The 25,363-nt window shown below is 49.1% G+C and carries 25 protein-coding genes and 2 tRNA genes; 9 read left to right on the forward strand and 18 right to left on the reverse strand.

All coding sequences use genetic code 11. The features are described 5' to 3' along the window. Positions 1-9: 9 nt before the first annotated feature. Positions 10-1,014 (reverse strand): PASTA domain-containing protein, encoded by a 1,005-nt coding sequence (locus QVE43_RS11950; RefSeq protein WP_288007454.1) that lies wholly within the window; start codon positions 1,012-1,014, stop codon positions 10-12. After that, entirely contained in the window at positions 1,011-3,707 is a 2,697-nt protein-coding gene (locus tag QVE43_RS11955; RefSeq protein ID WP_288007456.1) for a D-alanine--D-alanine ligase, read from the reverse strand. Before QVE43_RS11955 ends, QVE43_RS11950 begins: the two co-directional genes overlap by 4 nt. A gap of 218 nt (positions 3,708-3,925) precedes the next feature. Here QVE43_RS11955 and QVE43_RS11960 point away from each other — a divergent pair, with 218 nt between their 5' ends. Both QVE43_RS11960 and QVE43_RS11965 read left to right on the forward strand, forming a co-directional pair. After that, positions 3,926-4,474: a SiaB family protein kinase gene (locus QVE43_RS11960; protein ID WP_288007458.1), complete on the forward strand. Its 549-nt coding sequence runs from the start codon at positions 3,926-3,928 to the stop codon at positions 4,472-4,474. Positions 4,475-4,506: 32 nt separating this feature from the next. Then, positions 4,507-4,896 (forward strand): DUF1987 domain-containing protein, encoded by a 390-nt coding sequence (locus tag QVE43_RS11965; RefSeq protein ID WP_038030524.1) that lies wholly within the window; start codon positions 4,507-4,509, stop codon positions 4,894-4,896. 24 nt (positions 4,897-4,920) lie between these two features. On the opposite strand, the gene QVE43_RS11970 is transcribed toward QVE43_RS11965, so the two are convergent. Further along, positions 4,921-5,700 carry a bifunctional 2-polyprenyl-6-hydroxyphenol methylase/3-demethylubiquinol 3-O-methyltransferase UbiG gene (locus QVE43_RS11970; protein ID WP_288007461.1) on the reverse strand — a complete coding sequence of 260 codons (780 nt, stop codon included), beginning with the start codon at positions 5,698-5,700 and terminating at the stop codon, positions 4,921-4,923. Positions 5,701-5,843: 143 nt separating this feature from the next. Here QVE43_RS11970 and QVE43_RS11975 point away from each other — a divergent pair, with 143 nt between their 5' ends. Both QVE43_RS11975 and QVE43_RS11980 read left to right on the forward strand, forming a co-directional pair. Then, positions 5,844-6,071 carry a putative signal transducing protein gene (locus tag QVE43_RS11975; protein ID WP_038030522.1) on the forward strand — a complete coding sequence of 76 codons (228 nt, stop codon included), beginning with the start codon at positions 5,844-5,846 and terminating at the stop codon, positions 6,069-6,071. Next, positions 6,031-6,894 carry a CDP-archaeol synthase gene (locus QVE43_RS11980; RefSeq protein WP_288007464.1) on the forward strand — a complete coding sequence of 288 codons (864 nt, stop codon included), beginning with the start codon at positions 6,031-6,033 and terminating at the stop codon, positions 6,892-6,894. Before QVE43_RS11975 ends, QVE43_RS11980 begins: the two co-directional genes overlap by 41 nt. Here the strand turns inward: QVE43_RS11980 and QVE43_RS11985 are convergent. Further along, complete coding sequence (locus QVE43_RS11985) at positions 6,891-7,772, reverse strand: NAD kinase (RefSeq protein ID WP_288007466.1); 882 nt, start codon at positions 7,770-7,772, stop codon at positions 6,891-6,893. The two genes, QVE43_RS11980 and QVE43_RS11985, sit on opposite strands and share 4 nt — an antisense overlap. 82 nt (positions 7,773-7,854) lie before the next feature. Here QVE43_RS11985 and QVE43_RS11990 point away from each other — a divergent pair. Both QVE43_RS11990 and QVE43_RS11995 read left to right on the forward strand, forming a co-directional pair. Next, positions 7,855-7,927, forward strand: a tRNA-Pro gene (locus QVE43_RS11990). Positions 7,928-7,980: 53 nt separating this feature from the next. Next, positions 7,981-8,053 (forward strand) — tRNA-Pro (locus QVE43_RS11995). 38 nt (positions 8,054-8,091) lie between these two features. Here QVE43_RS11995 and QVE43_RS12000 read toward each other — a convergent pair. The 5 genes from QVE43_RS12000 to QVE43_RS12020 form a co-directional block, all read right to left on the reverse strand. Next, entirely contained in the window at positions 8,092-9,042 is a 951-nt protein-coding gene (locus QVE43_RS12000; RefSeq protein WP_288007468.1) for a S8 family serine peptidase, read from the reverse strand. A 70-nt stretch (positions 9,043-9,112) separates the two neighbouring features. Next, on the reverse strand, positions 9,113-10,126 hold the full coding sequence (locus QVE43_RS12005; RefSeq protein ID WP_288007470.1) for an SDR family oxidoreductase: 1,014 nt from the start codon (positions 10,124-10,126) through the stop codon (positions 9,113-9,115). A 3-nt stretch (positions 10,127-10,129) separates the two neighbouring features. Then, positions 10,130-11,194 (reverse strand): dTDP-glucose 4,6-dehydratase, encoded by a 1,065-nt coding sequence (gene rfbB, locus QVE43_RS12010; RefSeq protein WP_288007472.1) that lies wholly within the window; start codon positions 11,192-11,194, stop codon positions 10,130-10,132. 67 nt (positions 11,195-11,261) lie between these two features. Then, positions 11,262-12,326: a UDP-glucose 4-epimerase GalE gene (gene galE / locus QVE43_RS12015; RefSeq protein WP_288007478.1), complete on the reverse strand. Its 1,065-nt coding sequence runs from the start codon at positions 12,324-12,326 to the stop codon at positions 11,262-11,264. Positions 12,327-12,383: 57 nt separating this feature from the next. Further along, positions 12,384-13,556 carry an AIR synthase related protein gene (locus QVE43_RS12020; protein ID WP_288007480.1) on the reverse strand — a complete coding sequence of 391 codons (1,173 nt, stop codon included), beginning with the start codon at positions 13,554-13,556 and terminating at the stop codon, positions 12,384-12,386. 56 nt (positions 13,557-13,612) lie between these two features. On the opposite strand from QVE43_RS12020, the gene QVE43_RS12025 reads away from it, so the two are divergent. Further along, complete coding sequence (locus tag QVE43_RS12025) at positions 13,613-15,172, forward strand: hypothetical protein (RefSeq protein ID WP_288007481.1); 1,560 nt, start codon at positions 13,613-13,615, stop codon at positions 15,170-15,172. A 5-nt stretch (positions 15,173-15,177) separates the two neighbouring features. Here QVE43_RS12025 and QVE43_RS12030 read toward each other — a convergent pair whose 3' ends face one another. From QVE43_RS12030 to QVE43_RS12040, 3 genes are all read right to left on the reverse strand, one after another. Continuing rightward, positions 15,178-16,335, reverse strand: a complete 1,158-nt coding sequence (locus QVE43_RS12030) for a sensor histidine kinase KdpD (RefSeq protein WP_288007482.1) — start codon at positions 16,333-16,335, stop codon at positions 15,178-15,180. Between the two features lie 86 nt (positions 16,336-16,421). Next, positions 16,422-16,907 carry a globin domain-containing protein gene (locus tag QVE43_RS12035; RefSeq protein ID WP_288007483.1) on the reverse strand — a complete coding sequence of 162 codons (486 nt, stop codon included), beginning with the start codon at positions 16,905-16,907 and terminating at the stop codon, positions 16,422-16,424. A gap of 93 nt (positions 16,908-17,000) precedes the next feature. Continuing rightward, positions 17,001-17,489, reverse strand: coding sequence for a globin domain-containing protein (locus QVE43_RS12040; RefSeq protein ID WP_288007485.1), 489 nt, complete (start codon positions 17,487-17,489; stop codon positions 17,001-17,003). 289 nt (positions 17,490-17,778) lie between these two features. On the opposite strand from QVE43_RS12040, the gene QVE43_RS12045 reads away from it, so the two are divergent. Further along, positions 17,779-19,203, forward strand: a complete 1,425-nt coding sequence (locus tag QVE43_RS12045; RefSeq protein ID WP_288007487.1) for a Glu/Leu/Phe/Val dehydrogenase — start codon at positions 17,779-17,781, stop codon at positions 19,201-19,203. A 350-nt stretch (positions 19,204-19,553) separates the two neighbouring features. Here QVE43_RS12045 and msrB read toward each other — a convergent pair whose 3' ends face one another. Both msrB and QVE43_RS12055 read right to left on the reverse strand, forming a co-directional pair. After that, complete coding sequence (msrB, locus tag QVE43_RS12050; RefSeq protein ID WP_288007488.1) at positions 19,554-20,090, reverse strand: peptide-methionine (R)-S-oxide reductase MsrB; 537 nt, start codon at positions 20,088-20,090, stop codon at positions 19,554-19,556. 20 nt (positions 20,091-20,110) lie between these two features. Further along, a complete protein-coding gene (locus QVE43_RS12055) occupies positions 20,111-21,043 on the reverse strand; it encodes a diacylglycerol kinase family protein (RefSeq protein ID WP_288007490.1) in 933 nt (310 codons plus the stop codon). A gap of 110 nt (positions 21,044-21,153) precedes the next feature. Here QVE43_RS12055 and QVE43_RS12060 point away from each other — a divergent pair, with 110 nt between their 5' ends. Next, positions 21,154-21,987 carry a phosphatase domain-containing protein gene (locus QVE43_RS12060; protein WP_288007492.1) on the forward strand — a complete coding sequence of 278 codons (834 nt, stop codon included), beginning with the start codon at positions 21,154-21,156 and terminating at the stop codon, positions 21,985-21,987. Between the two features lie 4 nt (positions 21,988-21,991). Here QVE43_RS12060 and QVE43_RS12065 read toward each other — a convergent pair whose 3' ends face one another. From QVE43_RS12065 to QVE43_RS12080, 4 genes are read right to left on the reverse strand one after another with little or no spacing between them, the layout of a single operon-like run. Further along, the gene (locus QVE43_RS12065; RefSeq protein ID WP_288007494.1) at positions 21,992-22,861 is read right to left on the reverse strand and encodes a M28 family peptidase; all 870 of its coding nucleotides are present in this window, start codon (positions 22,859-22,861) and stop codon (positions 21,992-21,994) included. Between the two features lie 16 nt (positions 22,862-22,877). Continuing rightward, positions 22,878-23,324 (reverse strand): GNAT family N-acetyltransferase, encoded by a 447-nt coding sequence (locus QVE43_RS12070; protein WP_051633180.1) that lies wholly within the window; start codon positions 23,322-23,324, stop codon positions 22,878-22,880. Positions 23,325-23,383: 59 nt separating this feature from the next. Continuing rightward, positions 23,384-24,658, reverse strand: coding sequence for an ATP-binding protein (locus tag QVE43_RS12075; protein ID WP_288007496.1), 1,275 nt, complete (start codon positions 24,656-24,658; stop codon positions 23,384-23,386). Then, positions 24,655-25,296 carry a hypothetical protein gene (locus QVE43_RS12080; RefSeq protein ID WP_288007499.1) on the reverse strand — a complete coding sequence of 214 codons (642 nt, stop codon included), beginning with the start codon at positions 25,294-25,296 and terminating at the stop codon, positions 24,655-24,657. Before QVE43_RS12080 ends, QVE43_RS12075 begins: the two co-directional genes overlap by 4 nt. Positions 25,297-25,363: the final 67 nt, after the last annotated feature.

Consider the following 25,363-nt stretch of genomic DNA (forward strand, 5'->3'; position numbering starts at 1 on the left):
CCGCTGAAGCTATGGGGTTATTTTTTTGTTCCGGCTACTGTCTTTTTTTATCAGGGAGTCGATGGGTTGGAATTCGTCCATCATGCTCGAAAGCGTATCGTTGAAGACAGAGTAAGCCGGGTTGTTCGAAATCCATATGTCTATCATCTCGCCCGGACGTATTTTATTACGGGGCACCTTGTTCAGGTCCAATCCCTTGCTGTGTCCTTTGCCTGACAAAAGGCTATCGCTGCGCACCTTTACGGGCCGGTAGATGGGTTTCCCGTGCTTGTCGTAGCCGGCCAACTCATATTGCGACAAATCGACAAATGCCGGTGGGTTTTGTTTGAATATGCGTTGATAAGGGGCTTGGGCATTTTCGTCGTAGCGCACGATGCCTAAGCGCAGCGAGCGCGCTTTCAAAACGGCTTCTGCCTCTTCGAGCGTCAGACCGGTGAGGTCGGGAACGTCAAATTCCTCCTCGCCAATGCCACTGCCCACCACCAAATCTACTTTGGTGCCCATCTGAATGGGGGTGCCGGGCGGAATGGGCTTCCCGTCTATTTCCTGCTCCAGCACAATGTCTATGGCAATATCCGGCTCAAAACGGATGCGCCCCAGTTCCAACTGATTGCTTTTAAGCTTGGCAATGGCTGTGGGGTAAGAAAGCCCGGTGAGCTTGGGCATTTGAGTAAGTGGGGGCTCCTTGGGGCAAATGGTAAGATATACCTTGCGCCCCGGTTTTACCTGTGTGCCGGGCAGGGGATATTGGCTCAATACGGTGCCCGGCTTATATTCAGTCGAAAAACTACTGTCTTGAATAATCACCTTTACAGGCAGTTCCCCGGCCACTGCCAATACCGAATCTATGGAAGCACCGGTTAGGCGGGGTACTTCTGCTACCTCGTCTTGCCGTGCAATGTAGGGGATAAGGTAGAAGAAAAAAAGCACCAGCAACAGCGTAAACGAAACGGCAGCCAGCAGCAAATGTATGACTACTTGTTTGATGGAATTGGTTTTTATCCAGAACTTCATGTGTGTTTCAGCTTTGTCTTTTTCTGTTTGTTTAGGGCATAAGTGAGTATTCCGTCTATAAAATCATAGGGTTTGTAATGATGCAAGGCGGCTTGGTGGAAAATGCACGTAGCCGGTGTCATGCCGGGTAAGGAATTGACTTCCACAATTACGGTTTCCACTTTTTCGGCTGAGTAAACACGCACGAAAGCATCGATGCGGGCATAGCCTTCTACATCCAATATTTCAGCTACTTTTTGCAAATGCTGTTTTACGACTTCGGTGATGCGCCGGTTTTCTTCCGGGTCTTCCGAGAAGCGTGCGGGGGTAATGTTTTGCCCTTCGCCTGCCAAGAATTTTTCTTCCAAAGACAACACTTCACCTAAGGCAGGGGTTTCCGATGGGCTAAATACTTCATAGCGCCGCTTGCCGTCGGGGGTGAGGTGCGTAAGCAGCCCACCGGTGATTTCGAGGAAACGCCGCGCGCCGCGCGCCGTAATGAGCTCTTCAATAAGGAAAAACTCACGGGGCGGAAAGGGGGCGCCCGGCTTCAAGCCAAGACGCTGCATCAGCTCTTGAGGCAGTGTTTCGTCGCTTCTGAATGACGCTTCGATATAGGCAATGAGCTCGTCTCTGTTTTTTACCTTTTTTACAGCCGAGCTACAACCATCGTCGGCGGGCTTGGCTATGAAAGGATAGGCGAAGCTTGCTTCAATACTTTCTACGACTTGCATGCCTTGTTGCAGCCACTCTTCTTTGTGCACCAAACGGTGGGCAGCTACCGGCACGCCGTGTTGCTTCAATATTTCATTGGTCTCATACTTATTGATGGTGATTTGAGAACTGGCCACGCCCGATCCATTATAAGGAATGCCGTATTCTTCGAGACGAGCTTGCAAAGAGCCGTCTTCACCGGGGCGCCCATGCAGGGCTATAAACACTACATCTACCATGCGCGCCAGTTCTTCAAAGCTGATGGCTTGGGGCTCAAAGAAAGCATCCTGCGCATAGCGTGCCGTGAGGGCTTGCGCTTCTTGTTTGATTTGCTCGATGATGGGGTGGGTTTGGTAGTTTTCAATTTTTTCTTTGATGTCGTCGGCATTGTCTTTAAGCATCAAGTGAACGGGCAGGCGGTAGAGGCGCCAATTTCCGGCATTGCCGGTCAGGAAAATGGGAATGGGCGTGTATTTGGTTGAGGCGGAAAGCTTTTCATAGATATTTCGCCCACTCTCTACCGATATATGTCTTTCAGACGAATAGCCCCCCATGATGACACCTACGCGGATAGTGTCTTGTTTTTGATGATGCAGTTTTTCCCGGAGTTGTTGTAATTGGGCAAGCAGGCGCCGGCTTACAAAATGCAGGTTGGGTTGTGCGGCACGCACCTGCAGCGAGCGCTCAATAATGTAGGTGAGAAAGCGGCTGGGGTCAAGCCCTATTTCCGCAGCCTGATGGAAAAAGAAAGAAGAGGGCATCATGCCCGAAGTGGTATTGGGGTCGTTAAGATAAATTTTGCCTTCCGGTGTAATGAAACCATCGATGCGGGCATACACCTCGCCTTCCATGGCTTCATACAATGCCACACAGGCTTTTCGGATGGCTTCTATTTGCTCGTCGGGCAGCTCAATGGGGGTGATTTTACGGCTGATTCCGGGCAAATATTTAGCCCGGTAGTCAAATACTTCACTCTGTTTGATGATTTGTGTGGGAGGCAATGCCACGGGCTTGCCCTGTAAATCTTCCACCACAATACAAGAAAACTCTTGCCCGTGAATGAAAGCTTCGATGAGTACTTCGGTTTCCGTGTTTTGCAGCGCATAGAGAGTGGCTTGCCCTTCGGTGTGCTTTTGAAGCCACGCGCGTAATTCATGCGGATGATAAAGGGTCGTATGTTCGTTTTCGTATTCCGCAAGCATGGGAAATCCCAGCCCTTCGCGAATGTCGGTCCACTCGATAAGCCGGGCGCGCTGCTGCTCTTCGTTCAGCTTGTGCCATTCACTTAACGAAAGGCGCCGTATGAAGAAGGCTTTGTCCAGGGCTTGTTGCCAATCTTCCAATTTGGGATTGCGCAGCACACTGACGCCAATAGAAGAGCCTTGATGTGCTGACTTTACCACCAAAGGGTCGCCCAACTGTTGAAGGCTTGCTTGCAGCATCGCTTCCAGTGCCCGGGCATCCATGCGCAGGTAGTCATCGCGCCCGATGAGGCGGTAGGCCGGGCGCTCGAAGCCCATCTTCTGAAACAGGCGTTGTTGGGTGGCTTTGTCTATGCCTATGGCTGAGGGCAAAATGCCCGAGCCGGTATAAGGAATGCCATACCATTCGAGCAAGCCCTGAATGGTGCCATCTTCACCGTAAGAGCCATGCAATGCCAGGAAAGCCACATCGAAAAGACCGGCGAAGTCCGCAGGCGTGATGGGACGCCCCACTTCGGTTGCTATGCGTTCGAGCCATGCCGCCGGACTTTGAGCAAGTGATTCTATATAAATTTGAAAATCACGGGGTTGATGCTGCGCCGGAGGGTAAAAATCACGGATGGTGCCTTTATACAGGTATTCCCATTCCAATAAGATGAAGCGCCCCAGACTGTCGACAAAGATGGGAACAGCTTCGAAAAGCGATTTATCCAAGTTGTCGTAAACGGTGCGACCACCGGCAAAAGACACTTCGCGCTCGCGTGAGCTGCCACCAAAAAATATCCCAATCCGTATCATGAAGTTAAGACTCTACGTTTCACAGACAAATTAATAGCTCAAAAATAAGAATTCCCCTTTAATTGTGAAGCGAATGCTACAACCGTGCACCTTTTGTTAAATTTTGCTAAAAAAGTGCTACTCAATCCCGGCAGAATAAAAAAATAAAAATAGAATTGCATATATTTAAACACTTTGCTATAATTAAACTATTCAAAAACAGGAAAAAATAAATTGCAATGGGAAAGTTCAGCTTTTTTAATCACTACCAGGACCTTTCAAGCAAAGAAATATTGGTGTCTTATAAAGGTCCTATGTCCGATGTGATTATTTATGAGATAAGCAAGGAATTGCAAAATAAATTGGCACAAGACCCGAAATCAGGCAAAAAAGTGTACTCTATTTTCATGGAGTTGGCACAGAATATCTTTTTTTATTCCTCGGAAGTGAGTAAAATTGGAGATAAAGAATACCGGGTAGGAACCATCGTAATTACCGAAGATGAAGCGTTTTATACGCTGATGGCAGGCAACCTGGTAGAAAAGAAGTGGATACCTACCCTGTGGGACAAGTGCGAGCTGATTAATACGCTCGACAGGGAGGCGTTGCGCCGTTTGAAGTTTGAGCAACGCATCAACCCCAATGAAGACGAGCGCAGCAAGGGCGCCGGTATCGGGCTCATTCAGATAGCCCTCACCTCGGCACAACCCATATCAGTGGAGTTCCGCGATGTGGACGACAAGCTCTCGTTCTTTGCTTTGGCAGTGAATGTGAAGAAGAATCTTTAAATATTTTGGAATACAGAAAATAAAGCGAGCATATGGAAAACTTAGAAATTGAAGGTGTAAAAAGTACCTATTTTACCCCACATGTTAAGTTTGATGCCTCCACCGGAAAGTGCTTGATTGAAGGCGAGTCATACTTGGAAGATACCTGGGAGTTTTACCGTCCTATTTTGGATTGGCTCAAAAGATACACCGAGGAAAAGAAAGGGCCTATAGATTTCACTTTTAACCTTACTTACTACAACACCAGCTCTTCCAAGTGCTTCTTGGACATCGTGCGCATCTTGAAGGAATATCAAGATGCCGGAGGCGAAGTGAAGATTACCTGGTACTATCCCGAAGACGATGAAGACATACGGGAAGAAGCCGAAGACTATGAAAACTTTTTAGGCATTCAAATAAACATTATTCCCGTTGAAGAGTAGAAAGAAGGGTGAGGATTCACCCTTCTATTTTTTTGCCGTCACAAACAAGTCCAAAGCCCGCCGCATGTCTTTTACAAGCAAGTAGTCGTCGAGTGTGATGTTGCGTGCGGCGCTTTCTTTCTGCATCAATTGGTTACGGTTCAGCCGGTTCAGTATTTCATACGGCAGGCGCAGCATCCAGCGTGGCAGGCGGTACTCAAGATTGAATACGTCCCATCGTTTCCACTTGGCTACGGACGCAGCATTGGCCGCTTGATATTGTTCTACCTTTTCATTGCCGCCTACGCCCTGCATTTTTACTTCTGTAAAAAAGCTTTGCAGCAATTGGGTCAGTTCCGTGGCGGTATATTCGCGTATGTGCCAAGGGTTGCGCGTCAATGAGCGCAGGCGGTTGGGCGTGGTGAGTATGAGTGTGCCGCCCGGTTTTAGTACCCGGTGAAGTTCCCGGATAAACAGCCTGTCATTAGGAATATGCTCTATGACTTGAAAGCTGAGCACATAGTCGAAGCTATTGTCCGGTATTTGAGAAAGGGGCGGCACTTGTCCACTTATGAAAGTGGCTTGCGGATACTGCGCTTGCAGCGCCTCGAGCAGTTGACGGTTTTTGTCTATAGCCCAGTACGCATCTACTTTGGGAAGCAAGTAAGGCAGGCCTCTGCCAATGCCGCAGCCCACTTCAAGCAGCTTGCCGCCTTCGAGGCATTCGGCAGCCGCTTTGTAAGCAAACAACAGGCGATAGTGCAGGGGGGCATCGGAAGCCAAATGCCCGGAGGTGATTTCCGTAGTACTAAACGATAAATTCATGACGATAGCTAAAAACTTTCCGAAGGGTAAAGTTAAAAAAGTTATGCTTACCTTTTTTATAGCCATTTATGTGGCTTGTCATATTAAATTTTGTAATTTGCTACCATCTCCTTAAGCGTACCGGAGCATTAAGATGTGAATACATGCAATGGCAGACTGTATATAAGACCTCTTTTCCGCACAGAGCCGGCATTGTGCAGCAAATTCTGCTTGAGCGGGGTATTCAGGCGGTGGTCTTAAACAAAAAAGATTCCATGTATGGCTTGTGGGGTGAAGCAGAGGTACAAGTGCATCCTGCTGATGTCATTCGAGCATTAAAAATAATTCGTCATGAAATCAACTTCGAGCAGTCCGATGAAGAAAGCATCTAACCTTCAGTTGCGCGTATTGTCGGGTGTTATAGGTGGGGTGTTGTTGTTGGGCAGTGTGTGGTGGCGCGGCGAGAGTTTCGTTGCTTTGTTTTCCTTGATAGCCCTGTTGTCGGCATATGAGCTGCTGACTTTGGCGCAAATACACATTAAACATCCCGGCAAAACCGCAGGTGTTTTATCATCGGCCATTATCCTGCTTTTGCACGCCCTGCATTTGGTAGGGGCTTTGCAATCGTGGGCATGGCTGTGGGCGCCGGTTTTTTTGTTTGTGTTTTTGTGTTGGACACTGCTCTATGACCGCCATCAAGGACAGCCCTTGGAAGTTATGGCGTTGCATTGTGTGGTTTGGATATATGTGTTGCTTCCTTTTATGCTTTACATGCGAGCTGCTTATCTGTTTGAAGGCAGCTATCATTACTACATAGCATTGGGTTTCTTGCTTTTGCTATGGGCAAATGATACCGGTGCTTATTTTGTTGGGAAGGCTTTGGGCAAGAACAAACTGTTCCCTCGCATATCGCCCGGCAAGACCTGGGAAGGCGCCATTGGTGGAGGGGTACTTTCCATGTTCGTGGCTTTGGGTTTGTCCTCTGCGTTTCAATCATTGAGTGTGGAGCAGTGGGTAGGCATGTCTTTTTTGATTACGGTTGGGGGTATTTATGGCGACCTCACCGAGTCAATGATAAAGCGTAGCTTGGGCGTGAAAGACTCCGGCAAACTGATTCCGGGGCACGGCGGCTTCCTGGACCGCTTCGATGGTTTGCTGTTGGCAGCCCCTCTGGTGGCGGCATGGCTTTATTGGTCAGCCCGGGCCGCCTTTTAGTTGCGCACGTCCAAGCCCCAGTTGAGCTTGTTGCGTAATGTCTCCATGAAACTGTGCTCTTTCATTTGCACCAAACGGGCGCAGAACCGCTCCTTACTAATAGCTATTTGTACGGAGGAGTCAATGATTTCGGAACGCGAGTCGAGTGAAGCAAGGAAATAACGACTTCGGCCTTCTACCTGTAGCGATATGACGCTTTGGTCTGAAATAATCAATGGGCGCACGCTCAGGTTATGCGGGCTTACCGGCGTAATGATGAAATTTTTTGAGCGGGGAAAAACAATGGGACCGCCACAGCTGAGAGAGTAGCCGGTAGAGCCGGTAGGCGTGGAGATAATCAAGCCGTCTGCCCAATAAGAGTTTAAATACTCACCATCCACATAAGCATGCACGATGATCATGGAAGCAGTGTCGCGCTTGGTGACGGTGAATTCATTGAGCGCAAAATTGAGCTCACCGAACAGCTGACAGTTCGAGTCAAGATGGATGAGCGAGCGGTCGTCGAAATGATAGTAGCCATTGTAGAGGTTGTGCACGGCGTCTTCCAGTTCATGCGGGGCGATGGTTGCCAGAAAGCCCAAGCGTCCTGTGTTGATGCCTACAATAGGGATTTGCCGGGCACCTACATGCGTTACAGATTCCAGCATGGTGCCATCACCGCCCACACTAAAGAAGAAATCGACTTCGGGCAGGTCGCTGTGGTTGGTGTAGTACAGCTGCCCGTCGTATGCTTGCAGCTCGTGTTTTTGAATCAGCCGGGCGAAGTCTTTCGAAAAAAAGAGCTTGGCATGGTATTGATGCACAAGTATATGCAACATGCGTTCGATGTAATGGCGCACTTCGACGCGGAAATTACGACCATGGATAGCAATGACCATAAAGCGTGCTTTAAAAATTTTTTGAAAAATCTTTTGGTAAGTTTACAACAAAGCTATTATCTTTGCAACAGCAAAAGGCAATCGGGATGTGGCGCAGTTGGTAGCGCACTAGCATGGGGTGCTAGGGGTCGCTGGTTCGAGTCCAGTCATCCCGACTTGTAAAATAAGAAGGCGGCTTTCAGGCAAAGGGTCGCCTTCTCCTGTTTATCGGGATGTAGCGCAGATGGTAGCGCACCACGTTCGGGACGTGGGGGTCGCTGGTTCGAGTCCAGTCATCCCGACGCAAAAAGGCAACCCACAGCAGGTTGCCTTTTTCTTTTTAAGGTATATGTGCCGGCAGGCAACCGGCTTCTTTCAGGCGGCGCACCACTTCTTCTTGGCTAAGCCCTTGACCGAGCCAGTGCGCTGCCCAAGCGGCGGCAACGGCAGTAGCTGCGGAGGTGCCACTAAAAGTGATAGGATAGAGCCTCTTCCCCCCGAAGTCAACTTCTACATCACTGGCAGCCCATATATCTACCAGCGGACCATAATTGCTGTAAGAGGCACGGTTTCGGCAATCGTTATCAAAGGCGCCCACGGTCAGGGCATTGGGCAGCTTTATCATACTATGCACGGTAAGATTTTTACGCGTGTCTTTGCTGTCGTTGCCGGCGGCCATTAAGAAGAGTATGTTCGGATGGTCGGCGATGATTTTTCGCATGCGTGCTTTGAATACTTCCAGCCATTCTATGCGTTGCTGATGGGGTACGTCTTTGCCAAAAAAACGTTCAAAGAAAGAGAGGTTCCATATCCATGCAATGGGAATGACCTTGACACCAAGGCTATCCATGAAATTCACGCTATACTCAAAGGCGTCGCAAAACAAGTGAGCTGCTTCTCTTGGTTTTTGGCGCAGCATGTTTCTTAGCGTATATTGGTCTTTAATGTCTTCATACATAGGTATTTCTGCAAATACCAGTTTTACCTTGGGGTTAACTTGCACAACGGTATTGCCTATAAAAGCTCCATGAGCGCTGTGTTTGACTCCATGGACCTCATCACGGGAGCTTAAATAGTGGTGGTAGAGCCGGTATTCGGGGCTGAAAGCAATACTGTAGGTGCTGTATTGGTTTTCTCTTTTGAAGATGTACAGGCGGGACATGGCTCGGGGTGTAAGATGTTTGCGGTTGACGCACTCCGGAACACCAACAAGAACCGGCTGCTTCCCTTGCCGGCACCGGGCTTCAAGTGTCAGTAAAGCAAGCAAAATAAAAAAAGCTACCTTGTTCATTGAACAACAATTTTTTACCTATGAACAAGATAGCAAAATGGAGTGAAAAAAGCGCTGTTTTACAAGCTTGTCAGCCTTTGGGATTGGGGGCATAAAGCGCTCGATACCATGCCAATGAATGGGCAAGTCCTTCTTCAAGATAATGCTCCGGTTCATAGCCAAGCAGTTGCTGGGCGGCGCCTATGTCGGCGAGGCTGTGGCGCACATCGCCGGGGCGGGGCGCCGTATGGACAGGCTGCACCGCTGTGCCCGTCAGCCGGGCTATATGCTGCCATATATCCAGAACAGTGTATTGCTTGCCACAAGCTACATTGTACACACGGTTGATGGCTTCTTCTTTCCGGGTGAGCGCTGCCAGCAGGTTGGCTTTTACCGCATTGCTTACGAAAGTGAAGTCGCGGGACTGTTGCCCGTCGCCGTGGATGGTGGGGGCGCTGTCTGTCAGGGCTGCTTTCATAAACAGCGGTATGACGGCGGCATAAGGTCCTTCCGGGTTTTGGCGGGGACCAAATACATTGAAATAACGCAAGCCTACGTACTCTATGCCATAGGTACGCGCAAACACTTCGGCATATTGCTCATTGATAAGCTTGGTGAGTGCATAGGGCGAAAGAGGCTTTCCTATGATTTCTTCCTGCTTGGGCAGGTGCGGGCTGTCGCCATAAACCGATGAAGAAGAGGCAAAAACCACACGCCGGATGCCTTTCTCTTTGGCTGCATAAAGAATATTCAAGAAGCCGTCCACATTGGTGGCATGGCTCTGCAGCGGTTGGGCAATGCTGCGCGGTACGGAACCTAAAGCCGCTTGGTGCAATACGATGTCTATGCCTTCGCATGCTTGCATGCAAGTGTCGAGGTCGCGAATGTCACCTTCTATCCACTCTACATTGGGCAGAGCAAGGAAGGACGCAATGTTTTCGATTTTGCCGGTGCTTAGGTTGTCCATAATACGCACCAGGGCAGCCTTGTGCTCACACAGGTACTCTACCAGGTGAGAGCCAATGAAGCCGGCACCGCCGGTTACCAAAAAACGTAGTTTATGCAAAGAGCCAGGGTGAAAAGGTTTTTTATACAAGTTACTCATGTGTTACGAACGATTTTCGTATTGAATACGGTAATAATCGCGGTAGGCGCCACTGCTTACACGCTCAAGCCATGCTTCGTTTGCCAAATACCAGTCGATGGTTTGGCTTAGTCCTTCTTCAAATTGCACGGAAGGCGTCCAGCCCAGTTCTCTTTGTATCTTGCCGGCATCGATGGCATAGCGCAGGTCATGACCGGCACGGTCTTTTACGAAAGTAATCAGCTGTTCGGAAGTGCCGGCGGGGCGCCCCAGTTTTTCATCCATCAGGCGGCAGATGAGACGTACCACATCTATATTTTTCCATTCATTGTGCCCGCCTATGTTGTAGGTTTCGCCGGTCTTGCCTTGGTGATACACCAAGTCGATGGCTTTGGCATGATCGACTACATACAGCCAGTCGCGTATATTTTCGCCCTTGCCATACACAGGAATAGGGCGGTTGTTTTTGATGTTCAGAATACAAAGCGGAATTAACTTTTCCGGAAACTGATTGGGACCGTAGTTGTTGGAGCAGTTCGAAAGCACCACGGGCAGCCCATAGGTGTTGTGGTAAGCACGCACAAAGTGGTCGGACGATGCCTTGGAGGCAGAGTAAGGCGAGCGCGGGTCATAAGGGGTGCTTTCGGTGAAGAACTCATCCGGGTTTTCGAGCGAACCATACACTTCATCGGTAGATACGTGATAGAAGCGCTTTCCTTCGTATTGCTCTTTCCATGCGTGGCGTGCGGCATTCAATAAATTGACGGTGCCCACCACGTTGGTCATGACAAAGTCAATGGGGTTCAGAATGGAGCGGTCAACATGCGACTCGGCAGCCAGATGAATCACACCGTCAAAAGCATACTTTTGAAAGAGCGTGTGTAGAAAGCCGGCATCTACGATGTCGCCTTTTACGAAGGTATAATTGGGTGCACCTTCTACGTCTTTCAAATTTTCCAGATTGCCGGCATAGGTCAGTTTGTCGAGATTTACAATGTGGTAGTGCGGATATTTCTTTACAAACAAACGCACCACATGAGAGCCTATAAAGCCGGCACCGCCGGTGATAAGTATGGTTTTGTTTTCCATTTTTTGCCTGATTCAACAGTTGCGATTGGTAAAAATAAAAAGAAAGGGGAGAAGTCCCCTTGGTTGCTTATGCGTCTGTTTCAGTTTCCTGCATCTTTGCCAAAATGCCTTTTTCTTTCAAAGCCTTCTGCCATTGCCATGCATCGCGCAAGGCTTCATCGAGGCTGCGGCGTGCTTGCCAGCCCAGCATTTGTTTGGCTTTGTCGGCTTTGGCGTAAATTTGCTCTACATCGCCGGGGCGGCGTGGCGCAAATTTATAGGGAAGCTGAAGGTTATTTACTCTTTCGAAGGTTTGCACCACTTCCAAGACGGAATGCCCTTTGCCGGTTCCGATATTGACGAAGTCATACAGAGGGGCGGCGGGTTGCTTTAAAAGGCATTCCAACGCTTTGACATGTGCCTCGGCTAAGTCCATCACATGTATGAAATCCCGGATGCAGGTGCCGTCGGGCGTGTTGTAATCATTGCCGAAGATAGACAACTCGCGCCGGATGCCGGCGGCTGTTTGGGTGATGTAGGGCACCAGATTGTTGGGAACGCCTATGGGTAGCTCGCCTATGTGTGCAGTGGGGTGCGCACCAATAGGGTTGAAGTAACGCAGTGCCAAGGCTTTAACCGGCATGCCTGCCTGCACACTGTCGCGGATGATTTCTTCACAAATTTGCTTGGTATTGCCATAGGGCGACTGTGCCGGCAAGATGGGCGCCGATTCATCGACCGGCAGTTGCTTGGGTTGTCCATAAACAGTGCAAGAAGAAGAAAAGACCAAATGCGGTACGGCATGCGCTTGCATCAGTTCAAGCAGGACGATGAGCGACATTAGGTTATTGTGGTAGTACTTCAAAGGCTCGGCAACCGATTCGCCCACGGCTTTATATGCGGCAAAATGAATGACGCCATCGATTTTTTCTTTGCCAAATACCGACTGCATGAAAGCCCGGTCGTTGCAGTCGCCTTCATAAAAGCGGCTTTTGATGCCTGTGATGGCTTGAATGCCGTCGAGTACAAAAGCGAAAGAGTTGCTCAGGTTGTCTATAATGATTACTTCGTAACCGGCTTCCTGAAGTGCCACCACCGTGTGTGAGCCTATGAAACCTAAGCCGCCGGTAACCAGTATTGTCTTTTTATTCATGGAATTTGATGGGTAATTGTTGTTTTTTGTTTTGCCTGACTTGAGCAAATAAAATGCCTAAGCATAGACGAACTCGCCATGAGCCGAGCGGATGGTGAGTTTTTTACTTCCATCGAGGGGCTCTACGCGTCCGATAACCTGTGCTTCCACACCGAAGCTGCGTGCCGCATCGATGACCACTTGCGCATAGGTTTCCGGCAGGTACACTTCCATGCGGTGGCCCATATTGAAGACCTGGTACATCTCTTGCCAGCTCATGCCGGTTTGCTCTTGTATGAGGCGGAATAAAAGGGGCGTATCGAACAGCTGATCTTTGATTACATGCACATCTTCTACAAAGTGCAGCACCTTGGTTTGCCCGCCGCCGCTGCAATGCACCATACCGTGAATATGGGGGCGAATCTCGTCGAAGACGGCTTTTAAAATGGGGGCATAGGTGCGTGTGGGTGAAAGGACAAACTTGCCCATCGGTATTTTTTGCCCGGCCACTTCTATCAAATCGCCAAGTTGATACTTTCCATTGTAAACCAACCGGTCGGGGATGGCAGGGTCGAAAGTTTCGGGATACTTGCGCCCTACACTTTGATGAAAGACCTCGTGGCGGGCAGCCGTGAGTCCATTGCTGCCGATGCCGCTGTTGTAGGCTTCTTCGTAGGTGGCTTGCCCATAGCTTGCCAAGCCTACAATGACATCGCCGGCCTGAATGCGGCTATTGTCTATAACATCGCTGCGCTTCATGCGGGCGGTAACGGTACTATCCACGATGATGGTACGCACCAGGTCGCCCACATCGGCGGTTTCGCCCCCCGTAGTGTACATATGAATGCCGTATTGGCGCATTTTTTCCACGAAGCGTTCCGTGCCGTTGATGATGGCTGCAATCACTTCGCCCGGTATCAGATTTTTGTTTCTGCCAATGGTAGAAGAGATGAGTATATTGTCGGTGGCACCTACGCACAACAAATCGTCGAGGTTCATCACCAGGGCATCCTGCGCTATGCCTTCCCATACGGACAAATCGCCGGTTTCGCGCCAGTAAGCATAAGCCAAGGCCGACTTAGTGCCCGCACCGTCGGCATGCATGATGAGGCAATACTGCTCGTCGTGGGTGAGGTGGTCGGGAATAATCTTGCAGAAAGCCTTGGGATAAAGCCCTTTGTCTATCTTCTCTATGGCTTTGTGTACATCTTCTTTTGAGGCAGACACGCCCCTTTGGTCGTATTTGTTCATGGCTTTAAAATATTCAGTGCTTTGGCTATTTTGAGCCTGCAAATTACGAAAAACACATGAAAAGGCTTGATGTATCTGCCGGCTTGTCTCGCGAAAAAACAGTAAGCGTGGGCATCCTGCTGTTTTGGCTGCTTTTGTTGTGGGCAAGCTTCGATGGCTTCTATTTTTACGATGATGTTTATTACCTGCGCAAGGCGGTAGAACTGCTGCGGGGCGGTTGGCAGTTGCGTCATGTTATGGATCACCGTTTGGGGCTCTATGCCCCCGTATCGCTTTTTGTTGCTTGGGGGGGCGTGAACGAATGGACCGCCGTGGCTTACCCGGTCTTATGTGTGCTTCTGGTGCTTATCTTGTTTTGGTGTTTTTATGATTGGGGGTGGGTAGCCACACTGTTTTTGATAACCGATTATTACGTGTTCCATTTCGCAGCCAAGCTGTATCCCGATACTGTCCTGATGCTTTGGGTAGTGGCGGCCTGCATGGCATTGGATAAGCGCCATTGTGGGCGTGTAGCCGGGCTGTGGGCTGCTTTAGCGCTGTTTGCTGCTTTCCTGACCAAAGAAACCGTCATATGGATGATGCCTGCGCTGCTGCTGTTTTTCATTCAAGATATGCGCCGCAAGCAATATCTTGCTTTCTGGCAAATGTTGGGCTTCGCCGGCGGCTTGTTATTGGTGCTATATTTTGCCTGTTATGCTTGGGCATTTGGGCATCCTTTGTATCGCTTTTGGCATATTCAAGCAGAGCATAGCCCAAACTATGGCGCCTTTAGTTACTATGACAAGCCATGGATTTACACTTTGCGCCGCATTACCTACCAGCCTTTGTTGATGTTTGTGGGCGCGGATATGTGGGTGGGCTTTTCCGGTGCCATGGTTGCTCTGATAGCAAGTTGGCGCAGCGGGCGGCGCTTGTCTGTATGGGGTGTTGTCTTTTTGAGCATGCTGGGAATGTTCTGGTTCTTTACGACTTCTTTTCGTTATTATAATCCTATCACATTACATGCCCGTATGGTCTTGCCATTGGTGCCTTTGGCAGCAGCCGTCATAGGGCGCAATTTTTTTTCTTTAAATAAAAAGGCTTTGGCAGTGTGGGGGTGTTTGTTATGGGCGGCTTCGGTGTGGTGCTTTTACGAAGGCAATGTGCCTTTGGCCGGAGTGTATTTCCTGAAAGGCAGTATTTTGTGGGGGGGCGTCCCGGGGGGGGGCATACCGCGCCGCCTGCTGTTGCCGGGCTTGATAGTCTTGGGGCTTATTCATCCAATGTACGCTGCCTATAAGGCGCAAACACAGGGTACTTACCGGGATGAGAAGTATTTGATTCAAAAGTATTTTTCAAAGGGTAAACAAGAAGACTGTTTGGTGAGCGATAACCGCTTGGCTACGGGCGGTGATTTTTATTTTGCTTTTCGAAAAGATGCGCCCACCCTCTATGATTTGATGCTCGTTGACGATACCACCTTGCAAGCGTGCCGCTCCGTGTGGCTGTTAAAAAACAAAAGCAGTTGGAATGAATTCCGCCTACTGGGGCGGGATTATGAGGCTGTTTTTAACAGCGGGGCATGGGAGCCGGTGGAGTGCCGGGGAAATGTTTGTTTGTACCGGAAGCGCCGGTAAGTTGCTTATGCTTGAGCTTGCTCTTTCAGCTCCTTCACTTTACGGTGATAGTTTTTGGGCAAGCGAACACGGAAGAGCGTCCCCATGCCTTCTTCGCTCTCACATTCAATACTACCATACAGGGCTTCTACCAGTTGTTTGCAAATAATGAGCCCCATACCGGGCGATGACTCGGCGCCGGTCGGTTTATTTTTAAACATACCGGGTTCGCCGCTTTGAAAGAGGCGCTCGCGGTCTTCTTTACAAATGCCGGGGCCCTCATCTTCTACTTCTATGATGACCTCGTCGCCATGGTCCAGAAGGCGCACAAATATTTCGGAATGTTTGGGCGAGAACTTAATGGCATTGGATAACAATTGGGCAATGATACGCCGCACCAAAAAAGAGTCGCTGCGCATCTCTATTTCTTCCCGGTTACGCTCTATTTGTATGACTTGCTCTTTGGCATAGGCATAGTTGCGAAAAGAGCGCAGCAGCTCGTCGAGCAGCTCTACCACATTAAAAGTTTCTACCCGGATCTCTTCCTTGTATTTCTCTATGTCTCGAATGTCTATGAGGTTTTGCAGGGTGTTCAGCCCGTCCATTGCTACTTGCAATATATTTTGAATGTATTCTTTTTGGTTGGGCGTGAGGCGGTCATAGCCTTCGTCTAAACGAAGCAGGTCAACCAGAGAAATAATGCGGTTGAAAGGCATGCGCAGGTCTTTACTGACCATTTTGGCAATTTGGTTGCGCTCGTCGCTGAGTTGGCTCAACCGCAGATTTTGCTGAATTAAAGCATTTTCGGAGCGTTCGAGCTCAAATTTTTTATTTTCAAGCTCTCTTTTGCTCTTTTCCAGACCTGCTTTTATTTTCTGATACTGTATGAAAAATAAAAGCAACACCAGCAGCAGCACGATCATCAAGACCAGTCCCAGGCGCATAGCCTGCTTTTCTTTGTCCACGGCTTCTTCCATCTCTTGCTGTGCCTGCCGGGTGGCATTCAAAAGGCTGTCTTGTATGGCAATCTTTTTTTTGGCATAGCGAAGTGCTTCCCGGTATTCCTGCCTTTGTTCTTTTTCCTGTATAAGCTTATACAGGCTGTCGCTTGTGTGAGGTGTGGTTTGTGCGTAGGCTTGAAAGCATAGGCATAGCCCCAAAATAAAATATAAGGCAGGTTTCATAGTGCATCAATAACTTTTCCCTGACACTAATTTAGGGAAAAAATGAAATTGTCAAAGCAATTGTTTGAGGAAAGTCCGTGGGGCACTCAACTCGCTACTTTTAATACCTGCTTGGCATTCTCTACGGCTTGTTGATAGTCGCTGCCGCTGCTCATGTGCTCAATGACCGCTTCCATAATAATAAACATGACCTTTCGCATGGCTTGGTCCGTGGTCTCGGTCCATTTGTCGCCCATGGCTTCGGCCAATACCGACAGCAACAGGTTGATGAAGGGCAGGTAGTACTCCGGCTTTACGTTGTATTGCTTGTGGCGTTCGGCCAATGCTTTGACCTCTTCCCGGATATTGTGAATCTTATCCAGTTTGCTGATAATCAATGTCAGCACATTGACCAGTTTTTGCCCTTGATGTTCCATGTTACCTTTGAACAGGTATTGCATGTGAGGATGAAGGGCAAACAAACGCTCATAAAAGCGCAAGCCCCATTCTTTTTTGTGTACGAGCAGCTGAACCCATACTTCTTTTACGGCGGCTTTTTCTTCCGGTGTGAGTGATATTTGGTTGGTAGCCATGATGTTAGTTTTTGAAAATTAGACATTTGTAGCGTACGCAACACTAATGCTTTTCAAAAGAGCAAACAATGATACCGGTCAACGGCGACATGCTCAACCGGCAATCCTCAGGAACTGGCGGGCACTTTCCACCGCCTCTTTGTATGCCGATTCGGAGTGCATCATGTGCTCAATGACCGCTTCCATCATAACAAACATAATCTTTCGCATGGCTTGGTCCGTGGTCTCGGTCCATTTGTCGCCCATGGCTTCGGCCAATACCGACAGCAACAGGTTGATGAAGGGCAGGTAGTACTCCGGCTTTACGTTGTATTGCTTGTGGCGTTCGGCCAATGCTTTGACCTCTTGGCGAATCAGCTCGAGCTTGTCCAGCTTGGAGGCAACCAGCGTGAGCACGTTCACCAACTTCTGCCCTTGCTCTTCCACATTGCCTTTAAACAAAGACTGCATGTGAGGATGAAGGGCAAACAAACGCTCATAAAAGCGCAAGCCCCATTCTTTTTTGTGTACGAGCAGCTGAACCCATACTTCTTTTACGGCGGCTTTTTCTTCAGTGGATAATTGAATCAATGAGGTGCTCATAAGAAAAATTTTAAAGTGGATGTTTGTAGTGTGCAAATATAGGAAGTAATTTAGTTGCTATGGCAACTAATGTGAAGGAAAAGATAACGATGAAGCAAGATGCAAAGGAGCAAATAAACTAAGGCAGCAAGGCAGGAATAGCTTATTTCTCTGTAAGATAGAAAAAAGTTAGCCTGTTAACAAGTGACGAGCCGTTCTTTTGAATGTTTTTTACAAAAAATTGCTATTGTATCTTTATTTTTTACAAACTTTGCACGGAGATTCCATCTATTTTAAAACCCAATTGTCTATGAACAAGATAGCAGATCAGGGCACCAAGTTTATGAACGACGTGCTGTACTATTTCGACAAGGCAGCGCGTCATACCAAATGGGACAAGGGTTTGATTCAACAAATCCGCGTCGCCAATAGTGTGTATAAGGTGATGTTTCCCGTAGAAATCGACGGAAAAGTAGAGGTAATAGAAGGTATTCGTGTGCAGCATAGCCACCATAAATTGCCAACCAAAGGCGGCATCCGCTACAGCAGTTATGTATCGGAAGACGAGGTGAAGGCACTGGCTACCTTGATGACCTTTAAGTGTGCGGTGGTCAATGTGCCTTTTGGAGGTGCCAAAGGCGGTGTAAAAATCAGCCCTACCAAGTATAGCGAAAAAGCATTGGAAAAAATCACCCGCCGTTTTGCTGCCGAACTGATTCGCAAAAACCTGATTGGTCCTTCTTTGGATGTGCCTGCGCCGGACTACGGTACCGGTAGCCGCGAGATGGCTTGGATTATGGACACCTATCTGGCTTTTAAACACGGCGATACCGACGCCCAAGGTTGTGTAACCGGTAAACCCATAGGGGCAGGCGGTATTCGCGGACGCACGGAAGCCACCGGCTTGGGGGTATTTTTTGGTATTCGTGAATTCCTTGATATAGAAGAAGAGGTGGCCAAGCTGGGCTTGAGCCGTGGCATAGAGGGCAAGCGCATTATTGTGCAAGGCTTGGGGAATGTGGGCTATCACGCAGCCAAATTCTGCCAAGAAGCGGGTGCCATCATTGTAGGTATTGCCGAGCGGGAAGGGGGCATCTATTCCAAAAAAGGACTGGATGTAGATGACGTGTTTCAATTTAGAAAAGATGGAAACCTCATCACGCAGTATCCTGAGGTAGAGCACTACGACGAGCCCGAAGCATTGCTTGAAATGGAATGCGACATTTTGATACCGGCGGCTTTGGAAAACCAAATCCATGCTGAAAACGCACCGCGTATCAAGGCAAAAGTAGTAGCCGAGGCAGCCAACGGTCCTGTGACACGTGAAGGCGAAGAAATTTTGCATCAAAAAGGCGTGGTCATTCTGCCTGACTTGTGGCTGAATGCCGGCGGGGTAACCGTGTCTTATTTCGAATGGCTGAAAAACCTGGCCAACGTGCGTTTCGGTCGTATGGCCAAGCGTGCCGAAGAACGCAAATATTCGATGATAGTAAGCACCATAGAAAAACTGACCGGCAGAAGCTTGACACCCGAGGAAAAAGCCATGCTTATTCAGGGCGCCGATGAAAAAACCCTGGTGCATTCCGGATTGGAAGACACCATGATTGAGGCTTTCCACGAAATGCGCGAAACCTTGCTGACCGTGCCCGGTATTACCGACTACCGCACGGCTGCTTTCTTCAACGGTATCAACAAGGTAGCCTTGAGCTATCAAATGATGGGCTTATTCCCCTGATGTGTAGAAACTGCCAATGTAGTAGATAGCAAAGCCCCTCATCGCGAGGGGCTTTTTGTTTTGAGTGTGTTATCCAAAAAACAGGGTGTGTAATGATATTGGTGCCGGTTGTCGTTTTGAACTTCACACAGCTTGTTATTTCGAACGAGTGAAGCGAGTGAGATTGCCGTCAAACCAAGTTGTAAGAGGCAAAAGAGATTTCTCACTACGCTCGAAATGACAAAGGGGAGAGTGTTAGAAAAGGATACTTTTTAGAAGAAGAAAAAGCTATTTGTCATTTCTCACCTCACGCAGTGAGGTGAGAAATCTCAATCTCATCCCGCCAAGCCACAAGAAGCATTTGGTTTTTCTTATTCAGAAGACTTGTTTGCATCATCTTCTTCTTTTTTGAAGTCCATTGCCACCGAGTTGATGCAGTAGCGCTTACCCGTAGGTGCCGGGCCATCGTCGAAAATGTGCCCTAAATGACTCTTGCAGCGTGCACACAGCACTTCTATGCGGTACATGCCGTGGCTGTAGTCATCTTGAAAGACAACAGCGCCGGGAAGGGCGTCGTAAAAGGCAGGCCAGCCGCAACCGGAGTCGTATTTGGTGCCGGAGGGAAACAGTTCGTTGCCACAGGCTGCACACACATAGGTGCCTTTTTCTTTGTGTTTATAGAATTTGCCGCTGAACGGCGGCTCGGTGCCTTTTTGGCGCAGTACCCGGTATTGTTCGGGGGTAAGTATCCGGCGCCACTCTTCTTCGGAAGTGGGGAGGGAGTGTTTGGGCTTGTCCATGGCTATACTTTTTTGTGAGGTTTCTTTTGGGTTTTGTTGAGGGCTTTGGCCACAGGCGGTCAGGATGCTCATCAGCAAAAAGCTACTGATAATTAGGCGATAAAGCATGGGCTTGTCTCTTGTGTTTGCTAAGAAAACAATGAAAGTCCGTTGTTTGTTTGCTCTTGGGGGCAGAGAATGGGAATCGCTTGTTTTTTCAGACGCACAACCACCTTTTTATGCTTGCCCATGGGTTCGCCGTCCACCTGCAGCTCTTCGGCTTTTTTTAAATAAAGCTCGGCATAATCGGTTTGCCATATCTTGCTTAGCCCCCTTTGCAGGTGTTTGTCCGAAAAGAACAGAGGCAGTGCCAGCAACAGGCGCCACCACTGAATGGGACGGATGACCACCAGCTCAAACTTGCCGTCGTTGGCACGCCCCACAGGGTTGATGAGCGCCCCGGTTCCATAGCGTTGCATGTTGGCAATGACCAAGATATAGGCTTTTTTGCTAAACCACTTGCGCTCTTGGGCGTGCGGCAGGTGAAAGCGTATTTTGAAAGGGGTAAGCGAGCGCCGCTCTTGCAAATAGAGTTTGAAATATCCCCACCATCCGCGCACTTCTTCTTCCTGAAAACGGTGAATGACCTTGGCATTGAAGCCTATGTCGGCAAGGTGCAAAGTCAGTGATTTGTTTACATACAAGGCATCCAGTTTGTAAACTTGCATTTGCGGCAGGGCTTGCAGGGCTGCTTGCGGGTCGGTAGGAATACGCAATGAGGTGGCCAAACCATTGGCAGAACCAAAGGGGATGATGCCCAGCACCGCATCGCTTCCTTGCAGGCTTTCGGCTACCAATTTGCAGGTGCCGTCGCCGCCCACCGCTACCACCACTTGTGGTTTTTCTTTTTTTATTGTTTCTTCTATACTTTGCCGGTCGTTATTGCCGGTCGTTTTGTAAATATGTAATTCATAGTTATGGTTTTGCGCCCATTGGGGAAGGTGTTGCAAAAAAGTGCTTTTGTCACGCCCCCCCGAAATGGGATTGACCACAAACAAAAAACGTTTCAATTCGTGAGACATATATGTTACCGGCTTTACTAAGGAAAATATTGAAAATACGTCCGCATCCCTGTTTTCAGGCTTGCGTTGCGTATGCTAATAATACGAAAATTTGTGTAAAAGGACATGTGGTGGAGTGTAGTGAAACCTCTGCCCGGCAGTCCTCTTCTTTTTGGCGTCCTTTGCGTTTGTTGTTGCGCCGCTATTTGGCAAGAGGCATTGAGCATGTGCCCGTGGTCCTTTATGAACAGGACCGCCGCCATGTGCACACCACGGACCAAGACGGAAGTTTTAGCTTTGAAGTAGAAGCAAGCGGCTTCATGCCATCTTCTGTTCGTTTGGGAATGGAAGCCCACCGTGTGTATATACAAATACCGTTGCATAAACCCCGGGAACATACGCCCTATATTGTGGTGTCGGACGTAGACGACACCGTACTGAAAACACATGCCACCCGTTGGTGGAAGCGTCTGCAATACCTCCTGTTTTATGACACACACAGACGGAAAGCCGTCCCCGGCATGCAGGCATTTTATGCTTCCTTAATAAGGCGCGAGGCTGCCCCGCCTTTGTTTTTTTATGTATCCAACAGTGAGTGGAATTTGTTTGACTTGATTCACGACTTTCTAAAAATCAACCATTTCCCTGACGGCTGCTTGTTGTTACGCGAGCGTGTGCACCACTGGAAGACGCTCTTTCAAAAAAAGCATTCGCACAAACGCACGACCATTGAACACCTTTTGGAAATGTACCGGCTGCCTTTTGTGTTGATAGGCGATAGCGGGCAACAAGACCCCTCCATATATGCCTATTTGGTGAAACACTATCCCCGGCGCATAAAGGGCGTTTATCTGCGCCTGATAAAAGAAAAGCACCGGCACACGCCCCGCCTCAAGCAGCTTGAAGCAGCTTGCGCCGCTCATCATATTCCTTGCCATGTGTTTACCGAGCCCCCGGCCCCCTGAGTGTCTACAGCTGCTTGTCGATGAGCAGGGCAAGTTGAGCCAAATACTTTACTACCTTCAAATAAAAGTCCCGGTCTATTTTTTCGTAATCATCGGTGGGGCGGTGGTAGTCGGGGTGGTCTTCTACGCCGAAATAAAGGAACGGGATGCCCTTTTGGTGAAAGGCATAATGGTCAGAGGCGTTGGTCCAGTCTTGGGTGCCCAGCTTGGGGGTGTCGTGCCCAAAGGCAATGCGCAGCCCCGGTGGGGGCACACAGCGCTCCACCAGCGGACGCAATTTGGGGTAATGAGCAGTACCGCATACATACAATTCGTGGCGGCTGCTGCGGCTCAGCATGTCGAAATTGAGATTGAGCACGATGTTTTTTAGTGGCACAGGTGGCTTGTTGACAAAAGCCCAAGCACCCAACAGGCCGGCTTCTTCGGCATCGAAGAACACAAACAACCACGAATAGCGCAGTGAGCTTTGTTGGTTCAGGACGATAGCCAGCTGCAGGGCAGCAGCCACCCCGGAGGCATTGTCATCGGCGCCATTGAATACCTGCCCTTCCTGCACGCCCAGATGGTCGTAGTGGGCACTCACTACAATGTACTTTTCACTTTGCCCCTTGATGTATGCCACCAGGTTGACGCCTTCGCCCTGTGGGTAGTTGAATGTATGGCTATAGTTGGGCGCAAAGCCCTGCAGCCCGATTTCTTTTAAACGGCGAACAATATAAGCCCGTGCTTGGCGGTTGCCTTCGGTGCCTGTTTTTCTGCCCTGCATGTTGTCGTGGGCAAGCACCTGCACATCGTGGAAGAGCATGGCCGGATGCACCTCTTGAGCCACTGCGCCCGGCGGCTGCCCCAAGCAGAAAAGCAGGAGCCAAGCCACGGCAAAAAAATACGGTTTACAAGGTGATGGCATAGCGGGTGCTGTATTCTTTAAATCCTTTTTGTTTTGCCCATGCTTTGGCTCTATCGTCCACCATTACGAAGTCAAGAAATATCTTGCTGCATTTTTTTGTTTTGGCATAATCTACCAGCCAGTCGATAATGGCAGATGCCAGCCCCTGATGACGGTACTTCTTTGCCGTCGCAAGTTCATCAATGAAAATATACTTGCCCCATGCCAAGTTTTCGCCTACGCGAAATCCTACCAAAGAAGCGGCAATGCCCTCTTTTTCGATATAAGCGAGGTTATAGCCCTCTACCTGCAACTTCCGGATTGCAAACAAAAAAGCGTCGTCTTCCTGTGGTATATGCGGATATAGTTCGCGTAAAATGTGTTTGCAACGCAGCACAGCTTCGTCAGACAATGCCAGTTGAATGGTTTCTACAGAAGCTTTGGTATTCATGTCCGTAAAAATTTTAGTCAATTCCCTTTTAGCCAAAATATACAAAATTTTCGAAAAAACTACGCTTCAGGAAAAAACAAATAAAAAGTGCTTCCTTTGCCTTCTTGGCTTTTGAAGGTCAGGTGCCCGCCCATTTGTTCGGTAAGCTGCTTGGCAATGAACAAGCCCAGCCCGCTGCTGTCTTCGCCTTGAGTGGGGCGGGGGCTGAGGGTTTGAAAGCGTTTGAACAAATGGCTTTGCTCTTTTTCGGGAATGCCCGGTCCCTCATCGCGGACGCCTATGATGACCTGGCCGCCTTCGGCATAGCTGTTGAGCTCTATGCACTTGCCCGGTGGCGAATACTTGATGGCATTGGAAAGCAGGTTTTCCATCACTTCCATGAGCAGCTTTTTGTCGGCGCGAATATGCAGGGGGCGTTTATCGAAGCTCACAAAGGGGCGCAGTTGCTTTCGCTTGAGCGAAGGAAGCTGCAGTTCCAAACACTCGTGCAGCAGCTCATTGACGGGCAGCCGCTCGATTTGCATTTCTATTTGTCCCGTTTGCCGGGCGCGCTCGCTTAGTATTTTATCAATACGTTCTCTTTGCTGTTCCACTACCTTAAGGATGCGCTCATAAGCCTCGGTTTGCTGTTGGTTGAAACCGCCGCTCAGGCGCATCACATCCAATAAGCCCATAATATTGTGCAAGGGGGTCTTCATGTCGTGTGCGATAATCTGCATCAATTGTACTTTTTTGTGGTGGAGTTCTTCCAGCTCTTCTTTTTGCTGCTGCAACATATGTGCTTGCTGCTCAATGGCTATCCGTGCTTTTTTGAGTGAAGAAGACTGACGATAGGCTTCATAACCGAAGGCAAGGCAATAAAAAGCCATGACCATGGAACATATGACGGTATTTAAATAGTTGGGCGGGCTAAGGTACCAATGCCCCCCCTCGATGAGCACGGTAGCCCCAAAGCCTGCCATTTCGGCAAGGAGGAGGACCGGGCTGTGGCGCCACCCACGCAGTGCAACATGGCTGCCAAATAGCATGGCGTTGAGTGTAATGGAAATGACCGGCGGCAAACCAAACACATGAAGTGTATAGCCCAGCAACACGGCATCGGGCAAGAGAAAGTGCTGCCGCCACCATACGTGCTGCTCCAGGTAGGCAAAAAGCCAATGGATAAGGTGCGGGTAAAGCAAAGAAAAGCCTATTAAAAAGTAGAGCTGTGTTTTGTGCACCTGTACATATTGTTCAAAGTTGATAAGGCATAAAACAAATGCCAGACTATAGGCAATTAGCCGGAAAGGGTAGGCGATGCGGGCAGTGGCGCTCTGTGGTAAGCGTAGTATCATAAGGCAAACGGTTCTGAAAGAAACACATCTTGATAAATTTTTTCCCACTCTGCAATCAGTGCATGCGGGCACAGGGCAGTGGCACCGGGCTGCCGGCTTTTTGCCATGTTTTCATAAAGAGAGTGATAGGGAACATGAGGCAGAAAGGGCAGCAGCGATTGCAATTGTGTGATGCGGTTGCCCAAACGGCGCTGCAGGGCTGCTGCCTGCTCTTCCCTTGCCTTAGGGGCGATATGCTTGTGGTGCTCTTCCAAGAAAGCAAGAAAACCCAGCGAAGCACGCCAGTCGCCGGCTTCAAAGCCGAAAGCAAAGGCATGAGGCAAGGGCGGCGTGGAAGAATAGTAGCGTATGTAAGCGTGAAAAATGGCTTTGCCCCACTGAAAATACGCATGGCTGTTGCGGGGTGGGTGCTGCTGCTTGCGGAAGCCGGGCAGCGGAAAATGGGCATGTATATCCGCAAAAACGCCTAATGCTTCCTGCGCGCTACGTGCTATGCGTGGCAACACCCGCGCGCAAAACAAGGCTGAGCAGGCACCGTTGTGGCTTTGTAGCCATTCGTATATATGACAGGCTTGCCCGTGGCGGCTGATATGGTAAGCCCGGGCACTGCATTTTAGCAAAGAAGAGAGCGTAAGCATAAGGGCATGGGGCTTCAACCTATTCCAAAATAAAAATCTTTTTGCATTATTGCCAATAAATGAAACA

The organism is Thermonema sp. (assembly GCF_026003375.1).
Taxonomy (GTDB): domain Bacteria; phylum Bacteroidota; class Bacteroidia; order Cytophagales; family Thermonemataceae; genus Thermonema; species Thermonema rossianum.